This is a genomic window from Streptomyces sp. YS-3 (genome assembly GCF_045257485.1).
Classification (GTDB): domain Bacteria; phylum Actinomycetota; class Actinomycetes; order Streptomycetales; family Streptomycetaceae; genus Streptomyces.
On sequence record NZ_JBJHPC010000164.1, the window covers coordinates 1 to 12,744 of the forward strand.

11 protein-coding genes and 1 pseudogene are annotated in these 12,744 nt (G+C 70.6%); 2 read left to right on the top strand and 10 right to left on the bottom strand.

Features of this window, described 5'->3' with window-relative positions:
• Positions 1 to 429, top strand: a pseudogene (locus tag ACJA3G_RS15940) (hypothetical protein); the annotation flags it as partial.
• A 96-nt stretch (positions 430 to 525) separates the two neighbouring features.
• Here the strand turns inward: ACJA3G_RS15940 and ACJA3G_RS15945 are convergent.
• From ACJA3G_RS15945 to ACJA3G_RS15960, 4 genes are all read right to left on the bottom strand, one after another.
• The gene (locus tag ACJA3G_RS15945) at positions 526 to 2,580 is read right to left on the bottom strand and encodes a pectinesterase family protein (protein WP_406553639.1); all 2,055 of its coding nucleotides are present in this window, start codon (positions 2,578 to 2,580) and stop codon (positions 526 to 528) included.
• Positions 2,581 to 2,691: 111 nt separating this feature from the next.
• Positions 2,692 to 4,134, bottom strand: a complete 1,443-nt coding sequence (locus ACJA3G_RS15950; protein WP_406553640.1) for an amino acid permease — start codon at positions 4,132 to 4,134, stop codon at positions 2,692 to 2,694.
• Positions 4,135 to 4,302: 168 nt separating this feature from the next.
• The gene (locus ACJA3G_RS15955) at positions 4,303 to 5,754 is read right to left on the bottom strand and encodes an amidase (RefSeq protein ID WP_406553641.1); all 1,452 of its coding nucleotides are present in this window, start codon (positions 5,752 to 5,754) and stop codon (positions 4,303 to 4,305) included.
• Positions 5,755 to 5,834: 80 nt separating this feature from the next.
• Positions 5,835 to 6,608 carry a polysaccharide deacetylase family protein gene (locus tag ACJA3G_RS15960; RefSeq protein ID WP_406553649.1) on the bottom strand — a complete coding sequence of 258 codons (774 nt, stop codon included), beginning with the start codon at positions 6,606 to 6,608 and terminating at the stop codon, positions 5,835 to 5,837.
• Between the two features lie 466 nt (positions 6,609 to 7,074).
• On the opposite strand from ACJA3G_RS15960, the gene ACJA3G_RS15965 reads away from it, so the two are divergent.
• Complete coding sequence (locus tag ACJA3G_RS15965) at positions 7,075 to 8,721, top strand: PP2C family protein-serine/threonine phosphatase (protein ID WP_406553642.1); 1,647 nt, start codon at positions 7,075 to 7,077, stop codon at positions 8,719 to 8,721.
• A 120-nt stretch (positions 8,722 to 8,841) separates the two neighbouring features.
• Here ACJA3G_RS15965 and ACJA3G_RS15970 read toward each other — a convergent pair whose 3' ends face one another.
• From ACJA3G_RS15970 to ACJA3G_RS15995, 6 genes are all read right to left on the bottom strand, one after another.
• Positions 8,842 to 9,870, bottom strand: a complete 1,029-nt coding sequence (locus ACJA3G_RS15970; RefSeq protein WP_406553643.1) for a C40 family peptidase — start codon at positions 9,868 to 9,870, stop codon at positions 8,842 to 8,844.
• Positions 9,871 to 10,124: 254 nt separating this feature from the next.
• Complete coding sequence (locus ACJA3G_RS15975) at positions 10,125 to 10,397, bottom strand: hypothetical protein (protein ID WP_406553644.1); 273 nt, start codon at positions 10,395 to 10,397, stop codon at positions 10,125 to 10,127.
• A complete protein-coding gene (locus tag ACJA3G_RS15980) occupies positions 10,397 to 10,630 on the bottom strand; it encodes a hypothetical protein (RefSeq protein ID WP_406553645.1) in 234 nt (77 codons plus the stop codon). Before ACJA3G_RS15980 ends, ACJA3G_RS15975 begins: the two co-directional genes overlap by 1 nt.
• Positions 10,631 to 10,794: 164 nt before the next feature.
• Entirely contained in the window at positions 10,795 to 11,112 is a 318-nt protein-coding gene (locus tag ACJA3G_RS15985) for a hypothetical protein (protein ID WP_406553646.1), read from the bottom strand.
• A gap of 254 nt (positions 11,113 to 11,366) precedes the next feature.
• On the bottom strand, positions 11,367 to 12,296 hold the full coding sequence (bla, locus tag ACJA3G_RS15990; RefSeq protein WP_406553647.1) for a class A beta-lactamase: 930 nt from the start codon (positions 12,294 to 12,296) through the stop codon (positions 11,367 to 11,369).
• A 35-nt stretch (positions 12,297 to 12,331) separates the two neighbouring features.
• Positions 12,332 to 12,562 (bottom strand): hypothetical protein, encoded by a 231-nt coding sequence (locus tag ACJA3G_RS15995; RefSeq protein ID WP_406553648.1) that lies wholly within the window; start codon positions 12,560 to 12,562, stop codon positions 12,332 to 12,334.
• Positions 12,563 to 12,744: the final 182 nt, after the last annotated feature.

Consider the following 12,744-nt stretch of genomic DNA (forward strand, 5'->3'; position numbering starts at 1 on the left):
CCGGCCGCCCCTCCCCGTTCCCAGAACGGGCCGCTGCGGTCCGAAGGAGTCGTCGACCCGCACGCCAACGCCTACTGGGCCCAGAGCAACGTCACCTTCCACACCGGTGTGTCCCTGGGCGCGCTCACCATGGAGGTCCGCATCGCCCAGACCGGCGGTGTGGCCTCCACCGGCGCGTGGCGGACCCTGCCCGCCCAGGACTTCACCCTGACCACCGTCGACGGGAAGGGCGCCCTCATCTACCGGTGGACCCTCAAGCCGGGGCGGACCGTCCCACCGGGACAACATGTCTTCGCCGTGCAGTACAACCACGCCCCCGGCCCGCGTGCGGTGACCGCCGACGTCTTCACCGCCTCGGCCACCACGTCGAAGGGTCAGCCGTACACCGTCACGGGGAAGTTCCGCCCGGCGCCGGTCACCAAGGGCTGACGCGGCGCGGAATCCGGTGTGCGGTCACGGCGGGGGCAAGGAGCCCGGGAGTCGCGCGAGGGCGCGGCTGCCGGGCTCCTTGCTCTTCCTGCCGGTTTACGGGGTCCAGTCGCCCAGCCAGTCCGCGACCTGCTGGTCCGCGGCCTGGGAGTCGGTCAGGAGGGGCCGGTCGGCGCTCTTGGGACCGGCGCCGGGACCGGTGTTCGCGTACTCGGCGAACCGGTCCTCCTTCCAGGAGAAGCCGCCCATGTCGCTCCAGGGAGTCCGCCTGATCGCGGCGCTGAGGTGTGAGTCGCGGACGGTGGTCTGGGGGTCGACGGTCTTGTCGCCGCCGGGGTGCCAGTTCCGGCCGAGGGAGAAGGAGGACGCGGTGACATCACCGTTGACCGTCGAGCGGTTGATGAGGATGCCGTGGCGGCCCGCCGGGGTGCTCGGGGCGGTGATGTACCCGGCCGAGCTGCCGTTCCAGCGCTTCTTGAGGGTGATGACCGACTGGTCGACCACGGCGGTGGCACGGCCGAAGATGAAGTCGACGTTGCCGACGATGTAGGAGCGGGTGACATACACACGCCCGGGCTTGTCCTTCGCCGCGGTCTCCATCTCCAGGGTGTCCTGGTCGCCGGTGACGATGAGGCCGTCCAGCACGATCCTGTCGGCGGTCGTGAGCAGGGCGACGGCCTGGTGGTCCTTGAGGGACTGGTTCGCGGCCTCGTCGAAGTCATTGGAGACGGTGAGGTTGCGCAACTGGGAGTCGTCCGCGCGCACGGCGACGGTGGCGCTGCCCGGAGTGCCGTACGTGCCCGAACCGTCCGGCTTGCGCGTACCGGCCGCGTTGCCGTACACGATCACCGTGTCCTTGCGGCTCTTGCCCGAGCCCTGGATGGTCAGGTGCGGCTTGTTCGCCGGAACGTCGACCGTCTCGCGGTACGTACCCGGCTTGACCGAGATGACCACGCGGGAGGAGTTTCCGGCGGGTACGGCGTCCACCGCGGCCTGGACCGTCCTGTACTGGCCGGTGCCGTCCTTGGCGACGGTGAGGGTCCTGGTGGAGGGGACGCCGGTCGTGGCCGCCCTGCCCAGGGAACTCCTCGGGCCGGCTCCGGACTTCACCAGCGCGGGCACGTTTCCGGCCGCGTCCGCGGTGTAGCGGTAGTACGTCTTGGGGTCGAAGGCCGTACCGCCGCCGCTCTCGTTGCGCCCGCTCGTGCCGGAGAAGATGTTGCCGCGCTGGACGAGTGCGGCGCCGGGGTCCTTGATGACGGGGTTGTTCATGCCCTGGAAGTAGGAGTTCTCCAGCACCATCCGCGTCCTGCCGCGGGCGTAGTTGCCGTAGGAGGACTTGATGGCCGTGCCGGGGACGTCTTCCAGGAAGTTGTTGTAGAGGTGTGCGTGAGCGGCGTTGTCCGTCGACGGGTTGCGCTGCTCGGTCTCGCGGATCCAGTTGTGGTGGACCGTGATGTCGGTGACGACGTTCGGGGTCCATCCGATGCCGAAGGCCTTGTTGGCGTTGCTGAGCCTGTTCCAGGACACCGTCACGTAGGTGCTGTCCTTGCGGACGTCGATCAGTCCGTCGGCGGTGTGCCGCAGGTCGTTGTGGTCGATCCACACGTGGTGGGCGCCGTCCATCTGGACGGCGTCGAAGTCGTGCTGCTTGTCGTTCCAGATGCCCTGGTAGGAGTCCCGGATCGTCAGGTTGCGGATGATGACGTTGTGCACGCCCTGGCCTAGAAAGAAGCTGCCGCCGACGATGTGCCCCAGCGTCCCGGAGCCGATGATCGTCTTGTGTGAGGCGACCTTGATCTCCTTGCCGACGGGGGCCATGTCGATCGTGCCGGCGACGACGATGACGTACGGCTCCGGGGCGGTGGCATACCTTTCGAGGTCGGCGAGCGTCCTGACGGTGACGGTCCTGCCGTCGCGACCGCCGTAGGTGCCGTTCTGGCCGAGCGCGTTGACGGAGGCGAAACCGTCGGCGGCGGCGGTCGCCCACGCCGGGGCCTCCGCCGCCGCGGCCTTCTCCTCGTGGCCCAGCCCCAGTCCGAACACGGACCCGTACGCCAGGACGCCGGACGCGGCCAGCGCCAGCGGCACGCCGATGACCAGGGCCTTGTGCGGTCTGCGGTGACGGGACGTGCGGCGGGTCGAACTCATGGGTGGTTTCCATTCCGTGCGGAGTAACGTTCGGTTTCTGGTTGCCGCCGCAGTGCGAATGGTTGCCGTGCTCGCCGAAAAAAGTCGAAAGGCCGTCAGATCGTCAGGTCGTCAGTCGCGGTCCGGGCGGGGGCCGCCCGGTCGGCCCGGCTCGGAGCCGGCCGTGACCGTCCGCTGGCGCACGTACCCGGTCGCGGCCAGCGCGAGGGCCAGCCCCCCGGTGAAGTACACCTGGACCCGCGTCCCCGAGTCGACGCCCATCAGGACCAGGACGCCCACCACCCCGGCGAGGGCCACCCAGGTCAAATACGGGAAGCCCCACATCCGCACCGCGAGCCTCTCCGGGGCTTCGCGCTCCAGGCGGCGGCGCAGCACCAGTTGGGACACCGCGATGAAACCCCACACGATCAGCACGACCCCGCCGACCATGTTGAGCAGCCAGGCGAAGACCGTGGTGGGCCACCAGTAGGACAGGAGCACGGCGAAGAAGCCGAACGCGCACGACACGAGGACCGCGGCGCGCGGGACCCCGCCGGAGAGCCTGCCGAGGAAGGCGGGCCCCTGCCCGCGTGAGACCAGCGAGTGGGCCATGCGGGAGGAGCCGTAGATGTTGGCGTTCATCGCGGACAGCAGCGCCACGAGGATGACGGCCTCCATGATGCGCGCGCCGCCGGGGACGCCGAGCCGGTCCAGGACGGCGGCGTACGGGCCGGAGCCGGTGACCGCCGGGTCGTGCCACGGGACGAGGGTGACGATGGCCAGCATGGAGCCGACGTAGACGATGGCGATCCGCCACATGGTCGTCCTCACCGCCCTGGCGACGCCGCGCACCGGGTCGTCGGACTCGGCAGCCGCGATGGTCACCGTCTCCAGGCCGCCGTAGGCGACGACCGAGGCGAGCAGTCCGACGAGGAGTCCGCCGACGCCGGTGGGCAGGAACCCGCCGTCGTGCAGGAGGTGCGCCGTGCCGGGGGAACGGGTGCCGGGCAGCAGGCCCAGGACCGCCAGTACGCACAGGACGAGGAAGAGCGCGATGGCGCCGATCTTGAGGGCGGCGAACCAGAACTCGAACTCGCCGAAGTTCGACACGGCGGCCAGGTTGGCGCCGCAGAAGAGCGCCATGAAGACCAGCACCCAGAGCCAGGACGGGGTGCCGGGGAACCAGCCCTGCATGATGTGGGCGGCGCCGATCGCCTCGATTCCGACGCCCACGACGAGCAGGGTCCAGAACATCCAGCCGGCGGTGAATCCGGCCCAGGGGCCGATCGCGCGGTCGGCGTGCACGGAGAACGATCCGGAGGCCGGGTCGGCCGCGGACATCTCGCCGAGCATGCGCATCACGCACATCACCAGCACGCCGGACACGGCGTAGGCCAGCACGATCGAGGGTCCGGCGGCGGCGATCCCGGCGCCGGAGCCCACGAAGAGCCCCGCCCCGATGACCCCACCGAGGGCGATCATCGAAAGGTGCCGCTGTTTGAGCCCGTTGGAGAGCGGTGTGTCCTGGCTCTGCTCGTTCCGGTGCGGGGAGGGGGAGGTGAGGGTGCGGCTCATGACGGAGAAAGCCTGTCCAGTTGCTGAGATCGAAGTACGCCCGATTGTGAGACGATCCAGCGATCTTCTGTCTGGTCTGTCCGTTATCCGGAAATTTCCCTCACTGACGGTGACGGGGCCCGTACGTGATCACGGGCCCGCGACACCCCCTCACCCGCCGGGCCCGAGTTACCTCGGCACCTGGAAGCCGCCGATCTCCCGCTCCAGCAGTTCGGCCAGCCGCAGCGGGGTACGGTCCTCGAACATCGGGCCGATGAGCTGCACCCCGACCGGCAGTCCCTCGGGGGACCGGCCCGCCGGTACGGCGGTGGCGGGCAGACCGGGCATGGTGGCCACAGCGGCCCAGACGAGCTGGTCCAGATACGGGTGGTCGACGCCGTCGATGTCGAGCCGGCGTTCGAGCGTGTCCGGGTTGTGGTCGTGCGGGAACGCGGGGGTGGGCGTGACCGGACACACCACCGCGTCGAACTCCGCGAAGAGCCGCCGCCAGCCGTGGCGGTGGAGCTCGCGACGGTTGTTCGCCTCCGTCCACTCGCGGTGGCTGCACACGATCGCGCGCAGCCGCGCCGCGTCAAGGCCCTGGTCCTCCGCGCCCAGCTGGGCGGCGCGGGCGCGCAAGTGCTCGTACGCCTCGACGGGGAAACGCGCGCCGGCGCCGGCGAACATCAACTGCGTGTAGATCATCGCGTTCTCGGTCAGGTCGGGCAGCAGCGGACTGTGCCGCTCGACACGGGCGCCGGCGCCCGCCAGCGCGTCGGCCACCCGGTTCACCCCCGCCCGCACCGCGGATCCGGTGGGAATGAGCGGGTGTTCCTCCAGCACCAGCACCCGGAAGTCGCCCAGCCGCTCGTGGCGCGCGGGCGGCAGGGCCACGTCGTACGCCACACCGAACGTCAGCGGGTCCGGTCCGGCCATGACGTCGAGCAGGAGCGCGAGGTCGCGGGCGGTGCGCGCCATGGGACCGACGACGGCGAGGTCGTGGGTGACCGGCAGGGCGGGCGCGGGCGGCGGGGTCATACCGCGGTCGGCCACCAGTCCGAGCGACGGCTTGTGCGCGTAGACACCGCAGAAGTGCGCGGGGGTGCGCAGCGAGCCGCCGATGTCGGAGCCGATGGACAGGGCACCGAACCCGGCCGCCAGGGCCGCCGCGGATCCGCCGGAGGAGCCGCCCGCCGTACGGGCACGGTCCCAGGGGTTGTTGGTGGTGCCGTAGAGGTCGTTGAAGGACTGCACATCCTGGAGTCCCACCGGCACGTTCGTCTTGCCGAGCACCACCGCGCCCGCCGCCTTGAGCCGCGACACCTGGACCGCGTCCTCGTCCGGTATGTAGTCCCGGTGGGCCGGCATGCCCCAGGTCGTGGGCAGGCCGGCGATGTTGTAGGACTCCTTGACCGTGACCGGGACGCCGAGCAGCGGGCGGTCCTCGCCGCGGGCGCGCGCCTCGTCGGCGGCGCGCGCGGCGGCCCGCGCACGGTCGAAGTCCGGCACGCAGATCGCGTTGATGGTCTTGTCGTCCCGCTCGATACGGGCGATGGCCTCGTCGGTCAGTTCCGCCGAGGACACTTCACCGGCACGCAGGGCGGCCGTGAGCTGCTCGGCCGTCGAATAGTTCCGCTCCATGAATCCGACGGTACCGGCCGCCGCGCGAGGGCATGAAATACCGCTTCTCACAACAGATTTGGGAGCCGAGTCGGGTGCCGTCAGCGCACCGGGAAGCCGAAGGAGTAACCCTGCCCCTTGAGCCAGGGAAGGATCCGGCGCAGGGCCTGGACCGTCTGGGTGCGGTCCCCGCCCGCGTCGTGGAAGAGGATGGTCGGTCCGTTGTGCAGTTCCCGTTCGACGGTGGCGACGATGGCGTTCGTACCCGGGCGCTCGAAGTCCTTGCTGTCCACGTTCCAGCCCAGCGGACGCATGCCCCGGGAAGCGGCGAGCTCGCGGCTGTACGGGGTGAAGGCGCCGCCGGGGGCCCGGTAGTACATCGGCCGTACGCCCCCGGACGCCTTGGTGATCATGCGTTCGGCGTCGAGGATCTGCTGCGACTGATACGCCTGGGGCTTCTTGTCCATGGCGGTGTTGTGCGACACCGTGTGGTCGCACAGCCGGTGCCCGGCCGCGACGACCTGCTTCACGAGGTCGGGGTGGGCCTGCGCCTGCGTGCCCACCATGCAGAAGGTGGCCTTCACTCCGTACTCCCGCAGCAGGTCGAGCACCTGCGGGGTCCACCGGGGGTCGGGGCCGTCGTCGATGGTGATGTTGACGCCGTGGGCTCCCGCCTCCGAGGCGTGGGCGATGGTCGTCGCGACCGGCTTGGCGTCCCCGGCCGGCGTGGCGGACGCGGACGCCTTGGGGGACGGCTCGTCCGAGGGGCCGGCCTGGGCGGTCCATACCGAGGCGCCGGTGGCGAGCACCGTCACTCCGATCGCCGCCCCGATCACCTTGCCGTACCAAACCCGCCCGCCGCCGTGCCGTGCCATGTCCGCCCCTTTGCGCAGTCCCTCGCCGAACCCGGTCGCCTTGCGACCACCTGGCAGGACGAGGATCACGGACGAAGGGATGCCTCCGTTACGGATCACGGACATTTCCAGGAAGGTTCGCGGACAACTCCCCGCCAACGACGGTCAGAAATGCAGGGATTAGCCCGATTTGCACCTATACGGCATCGGCACACACCGTCGGGCACCCCCTTGTCGGGCAGGCCCGTGGCGCGGCGGTCGGAGACGGTGACCACTCCCTCCCGCGCGAGGGAGAACCGACCCCCGCACGGGCGGGGCGGACCGCCCCCCGGGCTTCGCTTCGCCGGGGAAACCGCGTAACCTCCTCGCATCCCGAGACCGCGGGCCCGCAGTGGCCCGCCCGGCGCTCGGGGAGGCGCCGGGCAGGACGGCCGGCGGATGATCCGGAGTGGCGGGAGCAGGTCCCGCGGCGTGCCATGCTCGTTGCATGACGGACCACGAGGAGCTGGTGGTGGCGGGGACGAGCGGCTTCGGCGCAGCGGGCGGCGACCCCGTGCTCGCGCCGAGCCGCTACGCGCTTCCCGGCGCATCGGCCGCCGGAGACGACGCCGCGCCCGCCGCGCCGCTCTCCGCCGTGCAGCAGGTGCTCGACGGCCTGCCCGGCTCCGCGATCTTCCTGATGCCGCTGTACGGGGACGACGGACAGGTCGCGGACTTCCGGATCATGGCGGCGGCACCCGAGTCGATCGACATCGGGGCCCGTCGGGGCAAGGAACTGGTCGGACTGAGCGTCCTGGAGACCTATCCGAGCGTGGCCGGCACCGAGCTGTGGGAGGGATACCTCCAGGCACTGCGGAGCGGTGTCCGCTACGAGGGCGACCCGTTCGAGTACGAGGAGGTCCTCGCCGGCATACCGCGTCTGTCCCGCTTCGCCGTCCGGGCCGCGGCCTGCCAGGACGGCCTGATCGTCTCCTGGGTCCGTCTGGACAGCGGGGAGCGCGAGCAGCGCCGGCTCACGGTGATGCAGCGGCTGGGCAGGATGGGGTGGGCGGACTGGGACCTGACCCAGTCCGTGATCACCTGGTCGGACGAGGTCTATGCCATGTTCGGCCGCGACCGGTCGCTGGCGCCGATGACGCTCCAGGACCTGGCCGCCCAGGTCGTCACCGAGGACCGCGCGGCCCTGGCCCGGGCCGTGCGGGCTCTGCTGCGGCAGGGCAGGCCCGCCGACCACACCTTCCGGATCAGCACGCCCGGGGGTGAGATCCGGCACGTACGGATCGTCGCGGAAGCGGAGATGGACGTCCTGGAGCACCCCGTGGAGGTCCACGGCTTCTTCCAGGACCTCACCCCCGAGAAGCGGACCCAGCAGCAGCTTCTGGCACACCAGCAGGCCGCCCTGGCCCAGCAGAGCCTCCTGACCGCCGAACGCGACCTCGCCGGCCGTCTCCAGCACGCCCTGCTGCCCTTGCCGCAGCAGTCCCTGCGCCTCGCGGGGCTCACCGTGGAAGTGGCGTACCAGCCTCTTCAGGAAGGGCTCAACGTCGGTGGCGACTGGTACAGCGCGATCGAGCTGCCCGGCGGGGGCGCCCTGCTGGTCATCGGTGACGTCGCCGGCCACGGCCTGGACGCGGTCGCGACCATGGCCCAGCTCCGCTTCACCGCCAAGGGCATGGCGATCACCGGCATGCCCCTGCCCGCGATCCTCACCCGGCTCAACACGCTGCTGCTGCACACGTCCGAGCGGAGCTTCGGCACGGCCACGATGATCATGGCCCATTTCGATCCCGCCACGTCCGAGCTGACCTGGGTGCAGGCAGGCCATCTGCCGCCCCTGCTGCTGCGCGAGGGCCGGGCGAGCTATCTGCCCGCTCCCCGTGGCATCCTCCTGGGGGCGACGACCACACCGCGTTACGAGGCCGCCTCCCTGCGCCTGGTCCCCGGCGACCATCTGCTGCTGTACACCGACGGCCTGGTCGAGAAGCCCGGCGAGGACCTCACCGAGGGCCTGGCCCGGCTGGTGGGCGCCGCGGCTGCGAGTAACGGCAGCCGTGTCCTGGACGGCATCCTGGACGCGCTCGTCACCCCCGAGGGCCGCCGTGACGACATCTGCGCCCTGCACATCAGTATGTGAGGGATCAGCGGGTCCGCGACGGACGGCCGCGCGACCGGCAGGCCCGGCGGCCACGGGCCGCGGCCCCGGGCGGCGGACCGCTCGGCCGCCCGCTGACGGCGGCCGAGCCCGCGTGAGCGGTCAGATCCTCCTGGCGCCGTAGAAGCTGCCGAGGTAGCTCATCTTCTCGTAACGGACGAAGGCTCCCGGCTTCGGGGCGTGCAGGACCATGCCGTTGCCCGCGTAGATGCCCACGTGCAGAAGGTTGTTGAAGAAGACCAGGTCGCCGGGGGCGAGCTGGCTGAAGCTGACCGGGCTGCCGTCGTTGATCTGCGTATAGGTGACCCGCGATATGTGGACGTTCACCTGGGCGAAGGCCCACTGGGTCAGACCCGAGCAGTCGTAGGAGTCGGGGCCCTCGTGGCCGGACTGGTACGGCTTGCCGATCTGTGTCGCGGCGGCCTGCAGAGCGGCGTAACCCCGCCCGGAACCCGGCTTCTCCTGGCCCAGGTTCACGCGCTCGCCGGCGTCGCGGCTGGCGCGGTTCTCGTCCTGCTGGATCCTGGCGCGCTCGGCGGTGGTGAGGGTGTTGAGGAGCTTCTGCGCATCGGCGAGCTTGCCCTGGAAGGCCTTCTTCTTCTCACCGGCCGTCTTGCGGACGTCCGCGAGGGCGGCGAGCTTGCGCGTGGCCTCCGCGCGCTTCTGCGCCAGGGCCCGCTGCTTGGACTGGATGGTCTGGAGGGCCTCGGCCTGCCTTCCGCCCAACTGGTCCATCGCGGAGGCCTTGTCGAGGTAGCTGTCCGGGTCGGCGGAGAGGAAGAGGGCGACGGAGGGGTCCAGGCCGCCGGTGCGGTACTGGGCGCTGGCGAGCGAACCGATGCCGTTGCGCAGGACGTTGAGCTCGGCCTGCCCACGGGCCACCTGGTCCTGAAGGGCCGTCACCTCCTTCTGGAGGGAGGTCTGCTTCTCGTTGGCCCCGTTGTACTCCTCGGTGGCCTTCTCCGCCTGGTGGTAGAGCTCGTCGACCTTCGACTTCACCTCGTCCTTGCTCGGCTTGGCAGGCGCGGCGTTGGCGGCCTGGGAGCTGAGCGCGACAGCCGCGGCGGCCGTTGCGGTGAGCACGCTGACGCGCGCGCGGCTCGGATTTCTGGGACGACGGTGGGACCCCACGGTAGGCAGCTCCTTCTTCCTCAGAGCCGCCGAACTACGCAGACATGGCGGCTGCTTCGCCGGCACCCCGATTGGGTGAACGATCGCGCGAAGGTTCGAGACCTGACCCTAGTGACCGAGTTGTGATCTGTTCAAATCCTCGTGAGCAAAATCTGGATCAGAAGGCACAGTTTTCCCACATATCGCACACCTGGTACGGGTCGGGACGGCCCCGGGATGTGGTCGGCGGCCCTGGCAGGTGCCGAACGAGAGTCCTAGATCTCGACGTACGCGACGACCACCACGGTCTTGAGGGCGGTCACGTAGTACAGGACGCGCACGGCTTCCATCTCGTCGATGTACTGCCGCAGTCGGGGACCGGCGCTGCTGCCCGGGAGCGGCTCGCCGAGGTCGGGATCGACGGAGATGACGACCAGGGCGCGGTCCAGGGCATGCACCTCGGCCTCACTGGTGGTGTTCTCCACCTGTTTGGCGGCGGCGTCGGAGAAGGCGATCCGGGCGCGGCTCGGCCCGTGCCGGGGGGCCATCAGGCCGTACCCGGACGCTGGGCGGCGAGGCGGGTGAGATGCGCTTCGCGCAGCTCCTCCCAGGGCGTGCAGCCCTCGACCGGCGGCAGCCCGTTCTCCGCGATGTCCTCCAGGACGGCGGCGAGCCGGTCGGCGGTGGCGCGGGCCCTGGCCGCGTACGCGCGTACCGCTTCGGCGGCTGCGGGCTCCAACTGCTGCCGTGCGGCGGTACCGGGGGCCGACTGTTCGCTCATCGAGGGCTCCAGAGGCGCGGAAGAGGCCTTGTCCACTCACCACGGTATCGCCGCGCCGGGGAATCCGGGACCGCTCCGGTGAAGCCGCCCCGGGCGCACGCGGAACCGGCCCGCCCCCGCCGCCGCACACGGGGGAACGAGCCGGTCCATCAGGCCGTACGGACTCAGCCGTACGTCTCGACCCACATGTTCACGGCGCCGCCGCCCATCCCGCAGTCGAGGACGGACGCCCACTCCTTGCCCATCGAACGGCCGCCCTCGGAACCGGTGTACGGGCCGCGGACGCCGCCGACGTTGGCACAGTAGCCGTGGACGCGCCAGCGTCCGTTGCCGCTGTCGCACCAGCCCACACCGGCGCCGTCGTTGCGGTTGTAGGCGTGGCAGCCGCTGGACGCGCTCGCGGACGGCGCGGCGAACAGCATCGCCCCGGCCGCCAGCGCCAGCGCGGTGGACACGGTCCCTGCCATGCGCAGTCGCTTCATGACATTCCCCCTTCTGGAACGGACCCCGCGTCCCCCTCGGTCAATGAGGACACGCGAAGCCAATGGAAACCGGTGCGGCCGTACGGGCCGGCCGCCCCGGCGCAACTCGTCGGAAACCAACGGGAACAGCGTGGCAACACCTCCTAACAACCGGCTAACGGCTGCGCGGAGGCACCGCTTCCACCGAACGACGCCCCCAGGCTCGGGTACGCTCACCGCGCCCCGGTCCCTCATGGCAAGACCGTTCCTGCCCGCTACGACACCGCTCGGGAAACCACCTTCGCCGCGTCCGCGATCAGTTTGTTGTCGTAGTCGGCGTCCTTCGCGCCACGGTTCGACACGATCGCCATGACGATCGGCGAGCCGTTGGGGCGCCATACCACCGCGATGTCGTTGCGGATGCCGTAGACACCGCCCGCACCGGTCTTGTCACCGACCGTCCAGCCCCGGGGGACTCCGGCGCGGATGAGCTCGCCCCCGGTGGTGTTGGTCCGCAACCACCGCGTCAACTGGGCGCGTTCGGCGGGACGGAGGCGGTCACCGAGGGCGAACGCGCGCAGGTCCTGGGCCAGGGCGCGGGGCGTCGTGGTGTCCCGTACCGCACCGGGGGTCCACTGGTTCAGGTCCGGCTCGCGGCGCTCGACGCGGGTCACCGTGTCACCCGCCTCCCGCAGGGCGTTCTCCAGGCCCTTCGGTCCACCGAGCGCGTCGAACAGCAGGTTCCCGGCCGTGTTGTCGCTGTAGCGCACGGCGGCGTCGCACAGCTCGCTCAGCGTCATCCCCGTGTCGACGTGCTTCTCGGTGACGGGCGAGTTGGCCACCAGGTCGTCCCTGGAGTAGGTGATCACCTTGTTCATACCGTCCAGGGAGTACTTCCGCAGGACGGCCCCGGCGGCGAGCGCCTTGAACGTGGAGGCGTAGGCGAACCGTTCACCGCCGCGGTACGACACCTCACGGCCGTCGCCGGTGTTCACCGCGTACACCCCGAGCCGCGCCCCGTATGTGCGCTCCAGCTCCTTGAACGCGGCCAGGGGCGGCTTGGCGTCCGTCTGCGGCCGTGTCGTCGCAGCGGGACGTGCCGAGGGCGGCGTCCTGCCGTCGGTCTGCGCGCAGGCCATCAGGGGAAGGGTGGCGAGCAGGGCGAACCCGCCCAGCGTGGTGCGTCGCGCGCGTGAGTACTGCATGTTCCAACCTCCAAGTACCGCTGGTCCAGGGTGTCCTACCGCGGCGCTTTCACCGGAGCGGTAGTGCCCGCTTCCTTGACGAGACGGTCACCGGCGCCGAGCGACTCCCACAGGGCCTTCTCGACGCGGACCTTCTTAACCGTGCCGTCCTGCAAGCGGACCTCTACGTAGTGGAAGAGGTTGCTGCCGTCGGTCATCCCCTGGGACTTGTCGATGACGACGCCGTCCCAGACATCTTCTTTGTGCACTTTGCGAGACTTGAACATCTCGCCAGGGTAGTCGGGCCGCCGCCCGGGCCCCCGGACCCTTGTGCAGGGAGTGCCGGTCCCTGGATCGGCCGGGCTCTCCCGGCCGCCGTACCGGCCGGGCCAGTGTGGTCACCGGCGCCGAGAAACGGCGTCACGGCAGTGGGAAGGCGGGCGTTGGCCGACAGGCCCCCGCCCCCTCC

Bases quoted from the DNA above. Each gene is read 5' to 3' on its own strand.
- ACJA3G_RS15945 (WP_406553639.1), bottom strand. From the start codon at position 2,580: ATGAGTTCGACCCGCCGCACGTCCCGTCACCGCAGACCGCACAAGGCC.
- ACJA3G_RS15950 (WP_406553640.1), bottom strand. From the start codon at position 4,134: ATGAGCCGCACCCTCACCTCCCCCTCCCCGCACCGGAACGAGCAGAGC.
- ACJA3G_RS15955 (WP_406553641.1), bottom strand. From the start codon at position 5,754: ATGGAGCGGAACTATTCGACGGCCGAGCAGCTCACGGCCGCCCTGCGT.
- ACJA3G_RS15960 (WP_406553649.1), bottom strand. From the start codon at position 6,608: ATGGCACGGCACGGCGGCGGGCGGGTTTGGTACGGCAAGGTGATCGGG.
- ACJA3G_RS15965 (WP_406553642.1), top strand. From the start codon at position 7,075: ATGACGGACCACGAGGAGCTGGTGGTGGCGGGGACGAGCGGCTTCGGC.
- ACJA3G_RS15975 (WP_406553644.1), bottom strand. From the start codon at position 10,397: ATGGCCCCCCGGCACGGGCCGAGCCGCGCCCGGATCGCCTTCTCCGAC.
- ACJA3G_RS15980 (WP_406553645.1), bottom strand. From the start codon at position 10,630: ATGAGCGAACAGTCGGCCCCCGGTACCGCCGCACGGCAGCAGTTGGAG.
- ACJA3G_RS15985 (WP_406553646.1), bottom strand. From the start codon at position 11,112: ATGAAGCGACTGCGCATGGCAGGGACCGTGTCCACCGCGCTGGCGCTG.
- bla (WP_406553647.1), bottom strand. From the start codon at position 12,296: ATGCAGTACTCACGCGCGCGACGCACCACGCTGGGCGGGTTCGCCCTG.
- ACJA3G_RS15995 (WP_406553648.1), bottom strand. From the start codon at position 12,562: ATGTTCAAGTCTCGCAAAGTGCACAAAGAAGATGTCTGGGACGGCGTC.